Source organism: Rothia sp. HMSC072E10 (assembly GCF_001813965.1).
Classification (GTDB): Bacteria; Actinomycetota; Actinomycetes; order Actinomycetales; family Micrococcaceae; genus Rothia; species Rothia mucilaginosa_A.
Map to the genome: position 1 here is coordinate 528,663 of NZ_KV814491.1, position 19,459 is coordinate 548,121.

The window sequence follows — 19,459 nt, forward strand, 5'->3', positions numbered from 1 at the left end:
TCCCCAAGTGCATTGGCAGGCCCGCGGGGGGATTCTGCGGGGACCGACGCGGCGAGGTTTCGTTGCACCGTATGCACAGAACTGGCACAATGTGTGGTGCATGCATCAGCAGAAAATGCGAGCGCGCGTCGCCGATACCTTCCGACTATGAGTCCACACCGGAGTGCCCCATGACCCTTTCACGCTTCCTCTCCCCCGCCTTTCCCGCCACGCCCTCGACTCTTCCCGTGCACGGCCTGCACGGGGGCCGTGCACGGACCCGCGGCATCGCGCTGACCCTGGCTGCGGTCCTCGTCGTGCCCCTGAGCGGGTGCGCCACGCCGAACGCGGATTCTTCCGCCTCAGCTTCGGCCAGCGTGGACGGTTCGCTTGCGGTCAGCCGCGGGGTCGCCCCCGTTAATGAGGAGCGTGAGGGCTACCGCCTGTTCTCGGGTCGAGGCCCCGTCGATGAGGCCGTGTTCGAGGGCCCCTCGGGTGCCGGCTCGTACTCCTATATTGAGTTTGAGCGGCGCGGCGAGCCGACGGCCCCCATGCGCGTTTCCCTGCGCGATGAGGGTGGGACCTCAGTGGAGTTCCCGGCGGGTGAGTCGGGTGAAATGGGCGGCGTGTGGGTTCGCAATACCGCGGAGGCTCCTTCCGCGAGCGCGAGTGGTTCCGGGGTGTCGTTGAGCGCGACGCGGGTGACTGCCTCCACCTCGAACCTGGCCGATGACGCGCAGTGGGTGGTGTCGGTGCGCTCGCTGGGCGTTGATTCTTCTGGCGAGCTGACCGCCCCGGAGGGCCTGGCACTCGTGAGCCAGACGCTGTCTTCGGGCGATATTGTTCAGCAGGGCACGCGAGGTTTTGTTCACGATGCGACGGGCCGAACGAGTTCTGCCGCCGTGGAGAACCGTTCGGGCGCACCGATTCGGGTGTACTGCGCGGGGACCACTCGCCAGGAGCGGAGCGTGCCCTCCGGCGGTCGTGTTTTCCTGGATGATCTGGGGGTGCGCGCGGCGGGTAAGTCGCCACTGCTGTGCGGTGTGGTGGCCTCGGATGCATCGGCCCGCTGGACCCTCACGACGCTGAGCTCCCGCGCGTAGACGAGGATTTCTTCGACGAGTCCTAGATTTTCAGTCCCTTGCGGCAGGGGGGGCACCGGCGCGGGGCGGAAGGCAGGCAGCTTTCCGCCCCGCGTTTTTTAACGCGCTTTTTAACCGTCGATAATACCTACCGCTCTCCGTTCCCTACTCCCCCGCTTTGTAGCGCCGCGAGCCGAAGGAGAAAACACCTCTCATTCTGAGCTTCGCCCTCTCAGCTCGCACCCAGTTCGCGCCCCGAAAGCGCAATGACCGCCACCTGCCGAATTGTTACAGCGTCCGGCGGGTGGAATCTAAAAAATCCGAATCGGTCCATATGCGGCGTAGGCACCTCCCCCGGGTGCACGCAAAAACCCACGGGATGCCAATAGCTACAAGGGGAAACCACATCACTGCCCGGCGCATACCCGGCGCCCCATATAGTGACAGATAGTCGCCAAGCTTAGCCAACGCTAAGAAGAAAAGACGGGGTTCAAAGGAAGATACTGGATACAAGGACAGCATTACGCTCTTCACCAGTAAGGAAGCTCAAGATTATGACCGTTGTGTCAAACACGTCCGAAGCACTCAAGTCCCCCTACGCGGACACCCTCAATCGTCTACTTTCCGATGCACGCGCAGAAGCCGTCGAATCGAGCGTCTCCGAACTCGAACGCCTCGCTATTGCACACGACGCATCCCACTACCTGCTCGTGCCCGCCGGCCTGGTCCGCCCCGACTCCGCCGAAGACGTCGCAAACATCTTCCGCGCAGCCGGCGACCTTGGCCTGCCGCTGACCTTCCGCTCCGGCGGTACCTCCCTCTCCGGCCAGTCCAGCGGTGACGGCCTGATGGTCGACACCCGCCGCCACTTCAAGAAGATCGAGGTCCTTGAAGACGGCAAGAAGGTTCGCGTGCAGCCCGGCGCGACCATCATGATGGTCAACAACTACCTGGCACCCTACGGCTACAAGCTCGGCCCGGACCCGGCATCCTGGTCCGCATGCACCATCGGTGGCGTGGTCGCTAACAACTCCTCCGGTATGTCTTCGGGTACCGCCTACAACACGTACAACACCCTGGACTCCATGGTGTTCGTGCTCCCCAGCGGCACCATCATTGACACCGCAGAGCCGGATGCCGACCAGAAGCTGCGCTCCCTCGAACCTGAACTTCACGAGGGCCTGCTGCGCCTGCGCAAGCGCGTGCTCGAGAACCCGGAGTCCATGGCAAAGATTCGCCAGCAGTACTCCATGAAGAACACCATGGGTTACGGCCTGAACTCCCTGGTCGACTTTGAGACCCCCGTGGACATTCTGCAGCACCTGCTGATTGGTTCGGAAGGTACCCTCGGTTTTGTTGCTTCGGCAACCTACCGCACCCGCCCGATTCTGAAGAACATTTCCACCGGCCTGCTGGTGTTCAACAACCTGATTGATGCTGCACGCTCCGTACCCGAGCTGGTTGCCAACAAGCTGGCCACCGTCGAGCTCATGGACGCCACCAGCATCCGCGTGGCTCAGCGTACCGGCCAGGCTGCGGAGGCGCTCGCCGCCATTGACGTGAAGGACCACGCCGCCCTGCTGGTTGAGTTCCAGGGTAACTCCGAGCAGGAGCTGAACGACCTGGCTGCCGCTGCGGCACCCATGTTTAAGAGCCTGCCCGTGGCGTCGCCCGTGTCGATGACCAGCAAGCTGTCTGAGCGTAACGCCCTGTGGGCTGCCCGCCGTGGCCTGTACACCACCGTTGCGGGTAACCGCCGCTCCGGCACCAACGCACTGCTCGAAGACGTGGTTGTGCCCGTCGAGGTTCTGGGTAACACCTGTAGCGACCTGACCAAGCTGTTCGATTCGCACGGCTACAAGGATTCCGTGATCTTCGGCCACGCGAAGGACGGTAACATCCACTTCATGCTGAACGAGCAGTTCCGCGACCCGAAGCAGCTGGACCGCTACCGCGAGTTCACCGAAGAAATGGTTCAGCTGATTCTCGGTAACGAAGGCTCGCTGAAGGCTGAGCACGGTACCGGCCGTATCATGGCTCCGTTTGTGAGCCGCCAGTTCGGTGACGAACTCTTCGACGTGATGCGCCAGATCAAGCGCCTCATTGACCCGAAGGGCTTCATGAACCCGGGCGTTCTGCTGGTTGAGCCGGACACCGACTACGTGACCAACCTGAAGGTCGCTGAGACCGTTGAGGAAGAAGTCGACCGCTGTGTGGAGTGCGGCTACTGCGAGCCGGTCTGCCCCTCCCGTAACCTGACTTTGACCCCCCGTAAGCGTATTGTGCTGCGCCGTGAGATTGCCGCCGCTGAGGCGAACGGCGACCACGAGCTCGCTGAGCGCCTGCGTAAGGAGTACGAGTACTACGGCATTGAGACCTGTGCTGTGGACGGCATGTGCCAGACCCGCTGCCCCGTGAACATCAACACCGGTGACCTGATTCGCCGCCTGCGTTCCGAGAACCAGGACAAGCTGGCCGCCACCGGCTGGAAGATCGCCGCACAGCAGTGGGGCATCATGGACAAGGTCGCCGGCAAGTCGCTGACCGTGGCTAAGAAGCTGCCGTTCCCCGTGGTGCACGGCACCACCAGCATTGCCCGCAAGGTCATGGGTGACGACATGGTTCCTTCCTACAAGAAGGACCTGCCGGTTGGTGGCCCGGCACGTAAGCCGCATAAGGACGCAACCGCTGAGATTGTGTTCTTCCCCGCCTGCGTGAACTCCATGTTCGGCGGTGTGGACGGCGACGGCAAGCACGACCCGGTCAACGCAACTCAGGCGTTCATTCGCCTGTGCGAGCGTACCGGCGTGAAGTACCGCATCCCGGACAACATTGGTGAGATGTGCTGCTCCACCCCGTGGAAGTCGAAGGGCTTCACCGACGGCTACTCGATTATGAGCGACCGCGTGCTGAAGTCCCTGTGGGAGGCTACTGACGGTGGCCGCCTGCCGGTCGTGTGTGACGCTTCGTCCTGTACTGAGGGCCTTGAGGTGATGCGCGAGAAGGTTATTAAGGCGCTTGAGCACAAGATCGTGAACGGCCTGAAGCCGGGTGAGCCGGACTACTCGCGTCTGCGCATGTACGACGCGGTGCAGTTCGCCGCCGATAACATGCTGGATAAGCTGACCGTGTCTGCTCCCCTGCCGTCGGTTGCGCTGCACCCGACCTGCTCCATGACTCATCTGGGTACTCAGCCTGCGTTTGAGAAGATTGCGAACGCGATGAGTGACGACGTGTACGTGCCGAAGCACTGGGGTTGCTGTGGTTACGCGGGTGACCGCGGTATGCTGCACCCCGAGCTGACGGCGAGCGCTACGGAGGCTGAGGCTTCTGAGCTGAGCGAGCAGAAGGAGTTCGCCGCATACATTTCGGCTAACCGTACCTGTGAGCAGGGCATGACGGAGGCGACCGGCCACAGCTACCAGAACGTGCTGCAGCTGCTGGAACGCACCACCCGCTAAAAGGCTGAACGCGTAACGGCGGCATATAAGAAGGGACCCGGCGGGCTATCCTATGTGATAGTCCGCCGGGTCCCTTGAATCATATATACCCTCATTATAATTTTCATTCTTGGACACCATAAATTAATACAAAATAAATATATTTCATGATAGTATTAAAATAAAATATATCCATTATCAACAATATTTTCCTTCCAGAATGCAAAGATGTCACTGATTACACTACTCAAGAAAGGATTAACTATTTTGAATCTTGAACTTTTTAAAACCTTGACTACTCTCAGTCAAAAAAGAGTAGAAATACTTATACTAATTGCAGTTTTATTCGTCATAACATTAATAATTTACTTCGTCAATAAATCAAAAACAGACAGAAAAGATTTATCTACAATATGTGCTGCATCTATCTTTATTGAGATATCTTTTGCTCTACCAATTGCGCTAAACCTAAGCTTTCAAAAAGAGGGATCTGGGCCAGTCCTACTCCAATCACTTCTAACTATAAGTGGCGGACTAGTTGTTCTACTGGGCTATATAGAAAACCGCAGGAAGAACAACATCGATGAATCGAAAAACATCGATGAAAAAAATCAAAAAATGCACGCTTCGCGATACGAGAGAAATACAAAATCTATTGAACTTATATTCTCCAAAAAAACACCAGCCGCAATTTCTGCGGTGCACAGCCTGTGCAAGATTACAGATGAATGGGTTGATGAATACATTAATGGCGATGAGAAAACTAATCGCAGTAGCAAACAAGAAGCTCAGTCAATAATAAATGTATTATGCGCCTACGTCAGAGAGTACGGAAAACCATCAAGTGATAAACACCATGAAACAGTCTGTAAAATCATCATGAAAGAAATACATAATAGGCTTAATAAGTCAGACAACGGTTATTCTGATTGGAGTGACTTCACGTTCGACTTCGAAGGCGCGACTTTTACCTACCCGATTATATTTAAAAATGTTGCTGATATTAATAAAATAAATCTCGACGGTTGCACATTTGTAAATGATTTAGAAATTTACTTTTCTATAGAATATAATAATCAGGATACCTCAAGAGAAATTATTATTAATCACTGCACATTTAAAGGTTCAGTCATTTTAGCCTCCAGCAAATTCACTCAGAGTGAAATTATTCGAGCAACTGCATCTAATATTGCGCTCGAAGATTCACATTTTGCCAAGGGTTCAAAACTAGAAATAAAAAATCTTTGTCCACCAGATTATTACTCAGAGGGTGATGACCCCAAAAGCAAGGGGGTTGAACTACCTATATATGTTTATGGAGATTTACCTGCCAATACATCATTTAAAAACACGCCCCAATCCCATATTATTATCGGCCAAAAATATGATTCTAGGGATCCCAACTATTCAGGAGCAATCCAACGTACAACAATCCAAGGGAACATACTTATTGAAAAATGTGACAATGCTTCCTTTGAAATACCCGACAGGCATACATTTAATGGAGAAATCAATATATCCTGCAGTGAAGAAAATCTTAATGAAGTAAAAATTAATGACTGCATTCTAAATGAAAAGGCGACAATCAAGGCAGCAAACATTAAGGAGATGGGTTTCATCGATACAATATTTAATCGTGGTTTAGATATAGACTGTTCAGAAAAAATTGAAACCCTGACTGCATGTAATGCCACCTTCCATATAAACGGTTCCACTAATCATCAGGGAGTCGATTTTATTAACAGCAAGTCAAAGGTAACAATCAAAGCACAATATATTACATTACTAAATCTTAATGGATCTAATTTTTATACACGCTTTATTTTGGAGGTGCCTGAAATTGAAAAAATGGAAGCCATAAGGACAAAATTCCATGTTAAACCCAATCTATCAAAAACAAAAACAATCAAAAATCATGATTTCTCGAATTGCGAATACTACGACAGTAATCAAAAGAAATACATACCTTTGACACATCCATAAAATTTCGATACACGAAGCTAGCCAATTAATAACCAATATAGCTTCTTATGTTCATAATTTCTAAGCAAATAACACTAATATAAGGACCTGACATGCTTCTCAAAATATGCTTGTCAGGTCCTTTTAAATTTTTGCACATATTCTCAATAAAATATTGGCAAGACGAGCATGAAGCTCCCCGTCAACCTCCGTCACGATAATGACCGGCTTACCGCCCGCGACCTTGCTTGCGCGCTGGAGCACGTCAGCCCCATCTTCACCGGGAGCCACAGGGATAACGTGGCACTCCCCTCTCGCCTTCTGCGCGGCGAGCGCAACAAGTGCCTTGTGGTCCGGGTTTCGGCGAGCAGACAGGTTGAAACGACCCGCAATACGAGCCCGTTCCTTCATCACTTCAATGCTTGCCATTCTTCAATCCTTTCAAATGCACCTTCTACGATAAAGGCTGTTGCTTCTTCGTAAGCGGCGTTGCTTTCCATAATACTATTCAGGGGTCGGTTCTCTTTGACTATGTAATAGCGAAGGCACAGGTATACCCGCGCAAGCACCGTGCTTGACCGCCGCCGTCGCGCAAAAAGATTGGGAACAACTAGGTGCGAGTACAGGATTTCAAACGAACCCTAGTGCGCTGCCGTAGACACACCATATGGCACAGACACACAAAAGAGAGGTAGGGCTGACAATAGCCCTACCTCTAAGATGTTTTAAGATAGCACGGTTGACTAGTCATGATTCCTGAATGCAAAGAAGTACATGGTAGCCGATACCAAACCCATACCTAAGGAAATCATAAGAACGTTTGGTGAACAAAGATTTCCCATTCCCTGAATCACTGTCAAGAACAGACAGGAAAGAGAAAATACGAGGATAAAAGCACCGATGCTCTGAAAACTAATACTTTTCATAATATACCTCCTTGGTTGCTTATAATTCACCTCGGCAGCTCCATGTAGCTACTCCCAGCTGAGCGGCCAAACCGGGATGACCCCCAGCCCCCTTTTCTCAGTTGCAGCACCTATTTTCGACTATTAGATAGTCCAATAATCAATACCGCTATTGAGATGCCATAGAGAATTCCAAGCACTAGGTCGCTGACATTTGACACTACGTTCAAGATAATTGCCAGAATCAAGAACAGCATCCCAACAGGAACATACTTATTCGACTTCATACACTCGTGCTCCCTCAATAATCAACAGCGATACATCATTTTCAGAACCATCCAGCTACCCATTTTCTGAATGACTATGGACGTTCGCCTTACTACCACGCTAGCACTCTGGGACTAAAAACTAGCCCACGACACAACTTTCTGCACCCAACCGCACTCCCCCGTCCAACCGCCATAAAACGTAAAAAACCACCCCCTCCGCAGCTTGTCGCCGCAAAGGGGGTGGTTTTCTATATAGCTAGGTTAGAAGCCTAAACCCTTGTTACTCAGCAGCCTCGGTGCTGGGCTTGGGGTCTTCGTTCACGCGGTTGCGGATATGCTCCACAATACGTGCCACAGCCTCATCCACAGGCACACCGTTCTCCTGCTTGTTACCGCGGAAACGGAACGAAACAGCGCCGTGCTCCGCATCCTCACCGCCAGCAATCAGAATGAACGGAACCTTCTCAGTAGACGCAGTACGGATCTTCTTCGTGAAGCGGTCCGAACCGTAATCCACCTCAACACGCACGCCGTGCGCACGCAGCTTGTCCGCGATCTCGGTCATGTAGTCGTTGAACGCCTCAGCCACCGGCACACCAATGACCTGGACCGGCGAGAGCCATGCCGGGAACGCACCCGCATAGTGCTCGGTCAGCACACCCAGGAAGCGCTCAATCGAACCGAACTTCGCCGAGTGAATCATGACCGGCTCCTGCACGGTGCCGTCAGCAGCCTGGTACTCCAGACCGAAACGGCTCGGCTGGTTGAAGTCGTACTGCACGGTCGACATCTGCCAGGTACGGCCAATCGCGTCCTTCGCCTGAACCGAAATCTTCGGGCCGTAGAACGCAGCACCACCCGGATCCGGAACGAGCTCCAGACCGGTCTCCTTCGCAACCTGCTCCAGAACCGCGGTAGCCGCCTCCCACTGCTCATCGGTACCGATGAACTTATCCTTCTTATCACCCTCGGTGTCGCGGGTCGACAGCTCAAGGTAGAAGTCGGTCATGCCGAAGTCCTCAAGCAGGCTCAGCATGAACTTCAGCAGGTGACGCACCTCGTCCGGTGCCTGCTCCTTGGTCACGTACGAGTGCGAGTCGTCCTGGGTAATCATGCGCACGCGGGTCAGGCCCTGCAGCACGCCGGACTTCTCGTCACGGTACACGGTGCCGAACTCGAAGAAACGCAGCGGCAGCTCACGGTACGAACGGCCACGAGAACGGTAAATCTCGTTGTGCATCGGGCAGTTCATGGCCTTCAGACGGTAATGACCGTTATCCAGCTCCATGGGCGGGAACATGCCGTCCGCGTAGTACGGAAGGTGACCGGAAGTGTAGAACAGGTCTTCCTTCGAAATGTGCGGGGTGCTGACGTACTGGAAGCCTTCCTGAATGTGGCGGGTGCGCACGTAGTCTTCCATCTCGCGCTTAATCACGCCACCCTTGGGGTGGATTACCGGCAGGCCGGGACCAATGGTCTTCGGGAAGGAGAACAGGTCCAGCTCACGGCCCAGGCGGCGGTGGTCGCGGCGCTCCGCCTCAGCGATGCGCTCCTTGTAGGCGACCAGCTCGTCCTTGCTCGGCCAAGCGGTACCGTAAATACGCTGCAGCATGGGGTTCTTCTCAGAACCGCGCCAATACGCGCCACCGGCACGCATCAGGGCGTAACCGTTAGCGATCAGCTTGGTGTTCGGCAGATGCGGGCCGCGGCAGAGGTCCTTCCAGACGGTCTCGCCGGTCTTCGGGTGCACGTTGTCGTAGATGGTGATTTCCCCCTCGCCGACCTCCACGGATGCGCCCTCGGCAGCATCCGCGCCAGAACCGGGGCCCTGGCTCAGGGAGAGCAGCTCCAGCTTGTACGGCTCGTTCGCCATCTCGGCAACAGCCTCGTCGTGGGTGACCACGCGGCGGCGGAACAGCTGACCGGACTTGATGATCTTCATCATCGACTTCTCGATCTTCTTCAGATCTTCCGGGGTGAAGGGCTCGGCAACATCAAAGTCAAAGTAGAAGCCGTCAGTAATGTACGGGCCGATGCCCAGCTTGGCGTCCTTGCGGTACTCCTGCACCGCCTGCGCCATCACGTGCGCGGCAGAGTGGCGCAGCACGTTCAGGCCGTCCGGTTCGTGAATGAAAACCGGCTCAACGGAATCGCCAGCAGACAGCTCGTGGGAGAGATCAACGAGCACGCCGTTCACGCGTGCCACAACGATCTTCGGGTCGTCAGCGAACAGCTCAGCGGCAGTCTTCGCGGTGACCTCGCGCTCCTCACCAGAAACGCTAATAACAATTGCTGAAGAATCAGCGGCAGACATAAGTCTCCTTAACTCAGGCGCTCGCGGCCGCTCGGGGCGCCGCCGGTGCGCATACTATTCCGCACTGTACTGGTGCACGGACACACACCATCTTACAACGGCTCCCAGGCAACGCTCAGCTTGAGGGCGGACTAGTCCGCATGATGCTCACGCGTATGCTCGTGAACGTCAGTCACAATGTGACTAATATGATGGTCCTTCAGGCGATAAATCGTGGTGCGGCCGTGCTGCTCGCGGTCAATCACGTGCGCCTCACGCAGGATGCGCAGGTGATGCGAGGCCAGCGGCTGAGAAATGCCCAGGCAGGTGTGCAGCTCGCTCACGCTGTGCGGGCGGTGCACCAGGTGGTGCGCAATGGCCAGGCGTAGCGGGTTCGCGAGCGCCGAGAAGATTGCCACGGACGGGCCGAACTGCTCCTCCCAATCCTTGGGGCCGCTCCCCTCGAAAAGAGGTGCGGAGGCGGGCGCCTCGTGCGCCTGTGCGGAGTGGTCGGCGTGGTGGGTGTTAGCTTCGGCGGAATTTTCGTGGTGGTCTTCGTGGTGGCTAGTCATAGTATTTTCACCTTATGTACAGGTGCGGGGCACGTCAAGGAAGTTACGCCTGCGCGGCGTGCTTTCTTGACGTGCCCCTCTCCCCTATGTGCGCTAATACTGCTGGTGCGTCCGGCTAGCGGTTAGCGACTGCCACCTGCAGGTAACCCTCGGAGGACTTCACGCCCTTGTCGGTCACCGCGCGGTAGCGAACCAGCGGCGCGAAGCCCTGCTTCGACTTGGCGGTCACCGCAATGCCCTGGGTGCCGTCGGGCAGGTTCACCACGCGGTAGGTGCCGTACTCGTCGCTGTAGGAGCTGACGACCTGGCCGCGCTGGTTCAGCAGCTCCAGCTTCTTCACGGTCTCACCGCGGCTGTATGCGCCGAAGGATGCCTCGTCGTTGTTCAGCACCGCCACGTTCTGGGTGGTACCCGAGTACAGCGAGACCGAATCCTCACGGGCAATCGGGCTGTTCTTATCCACAACGTGCACCTTCAGCGGGATCGAGTACAGCTGCGCGGCTGCCCCCTTCTTCGCCTTCACGTCGGACATGCGGGCGGGTGCCTTGCCGGTGCGGTTCACGGTAATCTTCGAACCATTATCGCGACGCAGGTCCCAGGTGGTGCCGGTGACCTCGTGGGTGTTCAGATCAATCGAGTAGGTGCCGGTCTTGCCGTTGGAGGCAAAGCGAATACCGGTCTCGGCGCTGGAGAACTGGCCACCAGCGGTGTTGACCTTCTCCTTGTTCACCCAGCGGCTGGGGCGGAAGTTCGGGGTCTGCTCGATTTCCTGGAAATTGTAGTCACGGGCGTAACGGTAGTTCGGGGAGACCTTGTGGCTCTGGTGCACGCTCTGCGCCACGGCGGTTTCACCCGAGTAGACGGTGGCGTGATGCTCTGCCGGCTGGTAAATCACGCCGGAGCCGGTTCCGGTCTTGCCGTAGGAGTCAGCGGGGAAGCTGAACTTCACGGCGCCCGAGGCCTGGTTCACCGCGGTCGCCTGGCTGTCGGCGTCGCTGATGCGCGGCGCATCCGGGGTGCGCACGGTGGCGCGGCGAACACGCAGGCTACGTGCGGTCACGGGGCGTGCAATCTTCTCCGCGGCGCCCTGCTTATCCTTATCGGCGGCGTTATCCGCTGCGTTGTCGGTGGCGGCCTTCGCATCGGCGGCGGCGTTCGTCTCGGGAACCTGCAGGCCCTCGCGGCGGGCGGCGTTCTCTGCGGACTCGGTGTAGTTCACCGGCATCCACTGCACCTGCTGCCACGGGAACTGGTTGCCCGTAAAGCCGCTGGGCACGAAGTTCGCGAACATGGCGGCCAGCTGCGGGTCTTCCTTGTACACGTTCTTACCCTGGCGCGCGTAGGGCGCGTAGGAGCTGGGAGCCTCCAGGTTGAAGGCGTTGGTGAAGAGGTTGTGGTCCGTCAGGATGAAGCCGTATTCCTTCATCGCGGTCAGAATCATGCGGGTGAGCTGGTCGTCCGCGTGGCCAGTGTTGGCCAGGAACTCCTCCACGTCGAAGCTGGCAGGCAGGAAGCCACGCTGGCCGGCACGCGGTGCGTTCGGGTACTTGGAAAGGTCCAGCTTGCCGTCGGTACCCTTCGCGGGGAAGGAGGCGCTCATGGCGGCATAGTCGGCGGCAGTAATGGAGACCATGTGGTTGATCTTGCCGGCCTTCAGCTCGTCCACGCCAATCTGAGTGAGCTCGTTGGCCATGCCCACGACCGAGGAGGTGCCGTTCTTGAGGGTCAGCCAGTAGTTGTCCTCGCCCACGCCCTCGAAGTTGGGCTTGGCGAGCATGTAGCCACCCGAGGAGACGTGGTAGGTCGCAGGGTAGTCCACTGCCACGGGAATATCCACGGTGCCGCGGGTTCCTGCAGGCACCTTGTAGGTAATCTCGCCGGTGGTCTCGTTGATGGACGCGCCGGGCACGTTCTTGGCCAGGCGGAACTTGGCGCCGCGCGCGATCGGGTACGAGGTGCGGGCGTTGCCGGACTTCACGTCGATGCTTACGGGGGCCTTGATAGTCACGGTCTGACCGGCGTTGCCGCGGCCCACGGTCTCGTACTGAATCTTGGCGCTCTTGGGGGTGGAGGCGTTGCCGCCGCCAACCTGTACGCGGGCGGTGCTGGTGTAGGTCTGGGCGTCGGCGTCCTTCACGAACTTGAAGTAGGAACGCCAGATGCCGGTCGCCTCGTCGTACAGGGCGAGGGACTGGTCACCCGAGAGGCCGTGGTCTTCGGCCAGCCAGCCCGGAATCGGCACGCCGCCGGTCAGGATGCGCTTGTTCTCGGCCTTGGCGTTAACGCGCTGATCGCGGGAGACGACCTCGACGTACTCCTGGTGCGGGTTGGCGGAGTTCACCGCGAGGGTCGGGATGTTCTCGTGGGCGCCAACGGTCTGGGAGCGGTCCTTACGGACGGTACCCGCGTTAATGGCGGTGGTGACGGGGTGGTTGCCGGCGTCTGCGCTGTACTCGAGGAAGGTGCGGCTAATCTCGCTGCTGTTGGGGGCAACGGCTTCGGTGCCGGTGAGCTTCTGCGCGGCGAAGGAGTCGCTGGCGAGCTTGCCACTCAGGGGCGAGGTGTTCTCGGTGGTAATCAGGTTTTCCCGAGTCAGGGACGAGTTCACCGGTGCCAGGGTGTTGATGGTCTGAGCGGCCGGGTCGTCGTTCCAGTAGCAGATGGGGCCGGGTGCCACGGAGGTGAGGGTTGCGAGGGTCGGCACGTTCTTCTGGCCGGCCTCAACGCAGGTGGTTCCACCGGAGGCGCCGTACTCGGTGGTCGAAGCGGCGGGAGCCGCGAAGGTCGCCGGCAGGTTGGCGCCGGTGATGGCGGTGGCCAGTGCCGCGGTAACGGCGAGGGATGCACGGCGGCGGCCGGCAAAGCGCGGGTTCGCGTTCTGCGCCGAGCCGGCGGCCAGACCCGTCGCGGAGGTTAGCGCGAGGGCCTGCGTAAAGTTCTGCGCGGCGGCCTCAGCAGTGGCTACCGCGGGGTTCTGTACCTGGTTTTTGGGTGCAGTAATGGTCATGCGTTTTTCTTCCGTTCGTGTCGGCTTGTTTGAGTGAGTGCGTTTGTATGAACAAACACGGACGTGAGTGAAATATTCGTCTGCGAGTGCGTTGCGACGCCCCCGAGAAACTGGCAGGAATTCCCAGGAAACTCTCAGACAATCCCCATACCCTACCGACTCCCGAGGGGTAAGCGCAAAACGAGAATGTGATAACAACCACTCATATAGTCGCTAAAGGTTCAGGTTCAGGGTGAATTATCACTGCACTGTAATGTACTTACCGGTGTTCGATTCAAAAGAATTTGCACCGGAGTGCCTAAGCCTTCCTCCTAGTCAGAGGAAACTCCCGACGAAAAACAAAAAATCCGCACCCTTCCCCGAAATGGTGCACCAAACAAGCCCACTGTGACCCCCGACATGACAAATGTTGAATTTCTCACACCTGGCCACATCCTGGGACTCCTGCCCCATTGCACCCCCGCAGCCACCCCGCCACAAACACCTCGAACCCCTTCGCGCGAGGGTGAAATCGGGGTAAAGGTTGAGGGTTTTTACACCCTAATCCCGCTCTTGCGCACAGATTAATCATTCATCCCTGCAATTTTTCTTACCCTGAAATGTAATCTCTATTGCGCGGTTTCCACTAGGCAGATAAGGCATAAAAAGGCATCCCACCCGCGCCCTGCCGACACGGATGGGATGCATAAGTATTCGGTTCTGAAGGCCTTCGAGAGACCCGTGCGAAGGGCTGCAATCCGGGCCTTCCAGTAGGAACCGGCACGAAACCGTATCGGCCGAACCGATCCCGCATCGTCCCTATCCTGCAGGCACTCCCCTACAGCGCGCCCGCCTCCGAGCAGACATTCACCAGCTCGCCGATGCCCTCGATGCGGGTGCGCACCTCCTGCCCCGGCTTCAGCCACCGGCGCGGATGCAGCGAAAGCCCCACGCCGGCGGGCGTACCCGTGGCCACGATATCGCCGGGCTCCAGGGTCATGAACCGCGAAATATACGACAGCAAGTACGCGGGGCTGAACAGCATGTCCGCGGTCGAGCCGCGCTGACGCACCTCACCGTCTACCGCGCAGGTCAGCTCCAGGCCGGCAAGCGGATCCACCTCGTCGGGGCTCACAATCACCGGGCCGAACGGAGTCATCGCATCCCAGTTCTTACCCTGGAACCACTCCGAAGAACGCCCCTGCCAGTCGCGCACCGACACATCGTTGATGACCGTGTAACCCATCAGCGCCTCAAGCGCCTGCTCCTCGGTGGCGTTGCGCAGGCGCACCCCGACCACCAGGCCCAGCTCAACCTCCCAGTCGACCTTCGTGCTGCCCGTGCCGTCGTCGGCGGGCATGCGAATCTGCTCGCCGGGGCCGATGAGCGCGTTCGAGAACTTCGCAAAGAGCGCCGGGTACTCGGGCACCGGCAGGTTCATCTCTTCGGCGTGGTCGCGGTAGTTCAGGCCCGCGCACACGACCTTGCCGGGCTTATCCAGCGGGCGCACGAAGGGCAGGGATTCCCAGAGCTGCTCGCCGTGACCCATGACCGTCGCACCGTTCTCCTTCAGAATCGACAGCGCGTTCTTCGGGTCGCCAAAGTTCAGGCGGAACCGGCTGTAGAAATTGAGCAGAGGGCTCAACTTGGCCGGCAGCTCGTAGACCGTTTCCTCAAAGAAACAGACGGCGCGGCTGCCCTTCTCGTCTTTAATCTGTGCCCAACGCATATGCGCTCCTTTGCTTTACTCTAGTGCGTTTACTGTGTACGGATGTTCCGGGGTTCCCGCTCGGGCCGCCTACTTGAAGCCGTGGCTCGCGTAGGCCTCCACGATGGCGTCCTCAAGGTCCTCCATGAGCAGGCTCGGGTTCGCATCCTGCGCCGCGCCCACCGTTGCCGGGTCGAGCTCCATGCCGAGGGCGCGGTACACATCCGCGGTGACCGCCCGCAGCGAAGCCGAATCGGAAACCACGATGCCCGTGCTGAACCACCAGCCACCGCTCACCACGCGCTGGGCCGTGCCGACCAGCTTGATGCGCCCACCGCCGGCGGATTCGGGAAGCTGTGCGTACACCGAGTACTCGCCGGGGCAGTACTCCCCCGGGATCTCGCCCACGCGCGCATCCACGCCGACCTCGCGCAGGGCCTGAGCGAACATGGAGCCGAAGAGCCGATAGCGCACCGTGTTGCCGCTGCGGGCGTCGGAGGCCGGCTGGAAGTGGTCCACTACCAGGCACCCTTGATGGTAGGCGGCGGCGTGACCGCCCACCTTGCGCACCAGGGTCCTGAAGCCGTGCTCCTCGCACGCGGCCACGGCATCGGCGAATCCGGGGTTCAGCTCATCGCGGCGACCGAACGCCACCGTGGGGTTCGGCTGGTACATGCGTAGGGTCGCTTCGCGCTGACCGCTTGCGACCTCGCGGAGCATCTGCACCGTCTGCTCGTGGTGGATGAGGATATCACCCGACTCGGGTGTGGTTTCTCGAATAATCTGCACGTTTTCTATCTTACCGGCGGCGGCGAAAACGCCCGCGCAGAAAAATGCTCACCTGTTCAAATGCGCCGGCTTACCCCTTTAGCATGGCACCCCCAAACGCTAAGATTAAAGGTGCTATAGTGCGGTGCCCCACACTGCCGCACCGAGCACATAGACACAGCATGACAACGCAGAAGAAACGCACTCCGCGCCCGGTGAGAACCACTCCCCGAGCGCGCCAACCTGTACGTTTCGCAAAGGAGATCGGACCATGACACAGTCCACCCCCGCCAACGCAGCGGCGCCCACCGCCGCATCCGCTGAGGAGGTGAAGGCGGCGAAGTCCAAGCGCACGAAACTTATCGTGCAGGTTGCCATCATCGTAGCCGTCACCCTCGCCATCTGGTTCGTTCCCGCCCCCGAAGGCGTCGACCCGCGCGGCATGCACATGCTCGCCATCTTCGTCGGTACCATTCTCGGCCTGATTTTCCAGCCGTTGCCCACCCCGTCCGTGGCTCTCGTGGGCCTGGCCGTCGCCATGATTACCGGCACGATGGCCGCCAAGAATGAGGCGCTGACCGGCTTCGGTAACTCCTCCATCTGGATTATCGTGGCCGCCTTCTTCATCGCCGACGGCTTCCTCATTACGGGTCTGGGCAAGCGCATCGCGCTGCTGTTCGTGCGTGCGCTCGGCAAGTCCTCCCTGGGCCTGTCCTACGGTATGGCCATCACCGACCTGGTGCTCGCCCCCGCCACTCCCTCCAACACTGCGCGTGCCGGTGGCGTGATTTACCCGATTATCCGTTCCCTCTCCGAGGTCAACGGCTCCACCAACGAAACCCCCGAATCGCGTCGTAAGCTCGGCTCCTACCTGCTCATGACCGAGGCGCAGGTCAACACCATCACCTCCGCCATGTTCCTGACCGCTATGGCGGGTAACCCGCTGGCGCAGAAGTTCGCGCACGACCACAACATCAACCTCGACTGGGGTACCTGGGCCCTGGCCGCCATCGTTCCCGGTCTTGCCGCGTTGATTGTCATACCGTGGATCATGTCGAAGATTTACCCGCCGACCATCAAGAAGACCCCGGACGCACCCGAGCATGCCCGCCAGGAACTGCACGAAATGGGCCCCATGAGCGTGAAGGAATGGATTATGCTCGGCACCTTCATGCTGCTGCTAATCCTGTGGGTGACCGGTACCGCACTGGGTATTGACGCCACCAGCGCCGCTTTCTTCGGCATCGGTATTCTGCTGGTGACCAAGGTTCTGACCTGGAAGGACATGGCGAAGAACTCCAGCGCCTGGTCCACCCTCATCTTCTTCGCCGTGCTCGTCGGCATGGCCGACCACCTGAAGAAGCTCAAGGTCGTGGACTGGATTGGCCAGCAGGCCGCCCACAGCGTCAGCGGCATGGCCTGGCCCCTGGCCTTCACCGTGCTGGTTCTGGCCTACTTCTTCATTCACTACATGTTCGCTTCGAACACCGCCCAGATCGTGGCCCTGTACGCCGTGTTCCTCGGCGCAGCTGTTGCTGCCGGTGTTCCGCCGATGTTTGCGGCTCTGTTCCTCGGCTTCATGGGTAACCTGATTGGCGGCATCACCCACTACGCCTCCGGCCCGGCAGGCGTGTACTACGGTTCCGGCTACTTCAGCGTGGGCGAATGGTTCAAGATCGGCTTCATGGCGGCTATCGTGAACCTCGTCGTCTGGGGTGCGGTCGGTACCGCGTGGCTGTTCGCGCTCGGCTTCGCCAACTAGCGGCTCAGGCCCAGCGGCGGCTTAGCTCAGCGTAAAAGCCTAGCTCAGCGTAAAAGCGCTGTATAGCAGCACCGCGTAAAAGCCCGGTATTCTCATGTGAATTTTCGTGTGAGGACGCCGGGCTTTCGCATGCCCGATAGCGTCCCAAACAGCGCAAAACCTAGCAATCCCCCACCCCCTCCGCTAGGGTAGAAGAAAGACCCAAAGCACCTTGGAGGACGCCGTGCATCAGGACCAGCACATCACCGCCCAGACCACCAACCTGCCCGGTAACAGCCCGGCACTGACCGAGCCGCAGCCGCTCGGCGCGTTCCCTGACGGCTTCCTCTTCGGAGGCGCCACCGCCGCCAACCAGTTCGAAGGCGCCTGGAACGAAGACGGCAAGGGCCCCAGCCTGCAGGATGTGCTGCCTGCCGGCGGCCTGTACCCGCGCACCGCAGAACCCACCGAGGACAACCTCAAGCTGGAAGGCATCGACTTCTACCACCGCTACCGTGAAGACATCGCCCTGCTCGCAGAGATGGGTTTTAAGGTGTTCCGCTTCTCCATCGCCTGGTCGCGCATCTTCCCCCGCGGCGACGAAGAAACCCCGAACGAGGCGGGCCTCGCCTTCTACGACCGCGTGCTCGACGAGCTCGAAAAGCACGGCATGAAGCCACTCATCACCCTCAGCCACTACGAAACCCCGCTGCACCTGGTCGAACAGTACAACGGCTGGACCAGCCGCGAGCTCATCGGCTTCTACGAACGCTACGCCCGCACCGTATTCGCCCGCTACGGCAAGCGCGTGAAGTACTGGCTGACCTTCAATGAAATCAACTCGATGCTGCACCTGCCGTTCATGTCCGGCGGCATCAACACCCCGGCAGAGCAGCTCAGCGACGCCGACCTCTACCAGGCGATGCACCACGAGCTGGTCGCCTCCGCGCGCGCCACCGCTGCGGCACGCGAACTGGCACCCGGCGCCCAGGTCGGCTGCATGATTCTTGCCATGCCCACCTACCCGCTCACCCCCGATCCCGCGGATGTGCTCGCCGCCATGCAGGCGGAACAGGCGAACTTCGCGTTCGGTGACGTGCACGTGCGCGGCGCATACCCCGGCTACTTCCTGCGTGCCCTGCGTGAGAAGGGCGTGGAGCTGAACATCACCGAACAGGACCGCGAGGATCTGAAGAACACCGTGGATTTCGTGTCGTTCAGCTACTACATGTCCACCTGCGCGACCGGCGACCCGGCACGAGGCGAGCGCGGCGAAGGCAACATCCTCGGCGGCGTGGTGAATCCGACCCTGCCCGCGAGCGAATGGGGCTGGCAGATTGACCCGACCGGCCTGCGCGTGGTCCTCAACCAGTATTGGGACCGCTGGCAGAAGCCGCTGTTCATCGTGGAGAACGGCCTGGGCGCCCGCGACGAGCTGGTCGAGGTGAACGGTGAGCTCACCGTGGAAGACGACTACCGCATCGACTACCTGCGCCAGCATCTGCACGCGGTACGCGAGGCGATTGAGGACGGCGTGAACGTGCTCGGCTACACCACCTGGGGTTGCATCGACATGATTAGCGCCTCCACCGCGCAGATGTCCAAGCGCTACGGGTTCATCTACGTAGACCGCAACGACGACGGCACCGGCACCCTGGAGCGTTACCGCAAGAAGTCCTTCCACTGGTACCGCGAGGTGATTGCCAGCAACGGCGCGGAGCTGTAACCGGTCAAGGTTCTCTCCTCCCCCCCCC

11 protein-coding genes are annotated in these 19,459 nt (G+C 58.8%); 5 read left to right on the forward strand and 6 right to left on the reverse strand.

What is annotated here, in order from left to right; translation table 11 throughout:
* Window positions 1-170: 170 nt before the first annotated feature.
* From HMPREF2944_RS07480 to HMPREF2944_RS09190, 3 genes are all read left to right on the forward strand, one after another.
* Window positions 171-1,082 (forward strand): hypothetical protein, encoded by a 912-nt coding sequence (locus HMPREF2944_RS07480; RefSeq protein WP_070682069.1) that lies wholly within the window; start codon window positions 171-173, stop codon window positions 1,080-1,082.
* Window positions 1,083-1,615: 533 nt separating this feature from the next.
* Window positions 1,616-4,522 (forward strand): FAD-binding and (Fe-S)-binding domain-containing protein, encoded by a 2,907-nt coding sequence (locus tag HMPREF2944_RS07485; protein ID WP_070682072.1) that lies wholly within the window; start codon window positions 1,616-1,618, stop codon window positions 4,520-4,522.
* A gap of 207 nt (window positions 4,523-4,729) precedes the next feature.
* Window positions 4,730-6,484 carry a hypothetical protein gene (locus tag HMPREF2944_RS09190; RefSeq protein ID WP_141755750.1) on the forward strand — a complete coding sequence of 585 codons (1,755 nt, stop codon included), beginning with the start codon at window positions 4,730-4,732 and terminating at the stop codon, window positions 6,482-6,484.
* A 123-nt stretch (window positions 6,485-6,607) separates the two neighbouring features.
* Here HMPREF2944_RS09190 and HMPREF2944_RS07490 read toward each other — a convergent pair whose 3' ends face one another.
* The 6 genes from HMPREF2944_RS07490 to HMPREF2944_RS07520 form a co-directional block, all read right to left on the reverse strand.
* Window positions 6,608-6,892 carry an aminotransferase gene (locus tag HMPREF2944_RS07490; protein WP_070682075.1) on the reverse strand — a complete coding sequence of 95 codons (285 nt, stop codon included), beginning with the start codon at window positions 6,890-6,892 and terminating at the stop codon, window positions 6,608-6,610.
* 1,025 nt (window positions 6,893-7,917) lie between these two features.
* Window positions 7,918-9,951, reverse strand: a complete 2,034-nt coding sequence (gene thrS, locus HMPREF2944_RS07500; RefSeq protein ID WP_070682078.1) for a threonine--tRNA ligase — start codon at window positions 9,949-9,951, stop codon at window positions 7,918-7,920.
* Between the two features lie 131 nt (window positions 9,952-10,082).
* Window positions 10,083-10,502, reverse strand: coding sequence for an ArsR/SmtB family transcription factor (locus HMPREF2944_RS09420; RefSeq protein WP_070682081.1), 420 nt, complete (start codon window positions 10,500-10,502; stop codon window positions 10,083-10,085).
* Between the two features lie 115 nt (window positions 10,503-10,617).
* Entirely contained in the window at window positions 10,618-13,509 is a 2,892-nt protein-coding gene (locus HMPREF2944_RS07510; protein WP_246826289.1) for a Rib/alpha-like domain-containing protein, read from the reverse strand.
* 817 nt (window positions 13,510-14,326) lie between these two features.
* The gene (locus tag HMPREF2944_RS07515; RefSeq protein WP_070682084.1) at window positions 14,327-15,217 is read right to left on the reverse strand and encodes a fumarylacetoacetate hydrolase family protein; all 891 of its coding nucleotides are present in this window, start codon (window positions 15,215-15,217) and stop codon (window positions 14,327-14,329) included.
* 69 nt (window positions 15,218-15,286) lie between these two features.
* Window positions 15,287-15,985, reverse strand: a complete 699-nt coding sequence (locus tag HMPREF2944_RS07520; RefSeq protein ID WP_070682087.1) for a lipoate--protein ligase family protein — start codon at window positions 15,983-15,985, stop codon at window positions 15,287-15,289.
* A 250-nt stretch (window positions 15,986-16,235) separates the two neighbouring features.
* Between HMPREF2944_RS07520 and HMPREF2944_RS07525 the strand changes: the two genes are divergently transcribed.
* Window positions 16,236-17,726 carry an anion permease gene (locus HMPREF2944_RS07525; RefSeq protein WP_070682090.1) on the forward strand — a complete coding sequence of 497 codons (1,491 nt, stop codon included), beginning with the start codon at window positions 16,236-16,238 and terminating at the stop codon, window positions 17,724-17,726.
* 223 nt (window positions 17,727-17,949) lie between these two features.
* Complete coding sequence (locus HMPREF2944_RS07530) at window positions 17,950-19,431, forward strand: glycoside hydrolase family 1 protein (protein ID WP_070682530.1); 1,482 nt, start codon at window positions 17,950-17,952, stop codon at window positions 19,429-19,431.
* The last annotated feature ends 28 nt before the right edge of the window (window positions 19,432-19,459 follow it).

Excerpts from the sequence above, each read along its gene's own strand:
- thrS (WP_070682078.1), bottom strand. The coding sequence starts at position 9,951 with ATGTCTGCCGCTGATTCTTCAGCAATTGTTATTAGCGTTTCTGGTGAG.
- HMPREF2944_RS07510 (WP_246826289.1), bottom strand. The coding sequence starts at position 13,509 with ATGACCATTACTGCACCCAAAAACCAGGTACAGAACCCCGCGGTAGCC.
- HMPREF2944_RS09420 (WP_070682081.1), bottom strand. The coding sequence starts at position 10,502 with ATGACTAGCCACCACGAAGACCACCACGAAAATTCCGCCGAAGCTAAC.
- HMPREF2944_RS07485 (WP_070682072.1), top strand. The coding sequence starts at position 1,616 with ATGACCGTTGTGTCAAACACGTCCGAAGCACTCAAGTCCCCCTACGCG.
- HMPREF2944_RS07490 (WP_070682075.1), bottom strand. The coding sequence starts at position 6,892 with ATGGCAAGCATTGAAGTGATGAAGGAACGGGCTCGTATTGCGGGTCGT.
- HMPREF2944_RS07480 (WP_070682069.1), top strand. The coding sequence starts at position 171 with ATGACCCTTTCACGCTTCCTCTCCCCCGCCTTTCCCGCCACGCCCTCG.
- HMPREF2944_RS09190 (WP_141755750.1), top strand. The coding sequence starts at position 4,730 with ATGTCACTGATTACACTACTCAAGAAAGGATTAACTATTTTGAATCTT.
- HMPREF2944_RS07525 (WP_070682090.1), top strand. The coding sequence starts at position 16,236 with ATGACACAGTCCACCCCCGCCAACGCAGCGGCGCCCACCGCCGCATCC.
- HMPREF2944_RS07515 (WP_070682084.1), bottom strand. The coding sequence starts at position 15,217 with ATGCGTTGGGCACAGATTAAAGACGAGAAGGGCAGCCGCGCCGTCTGT.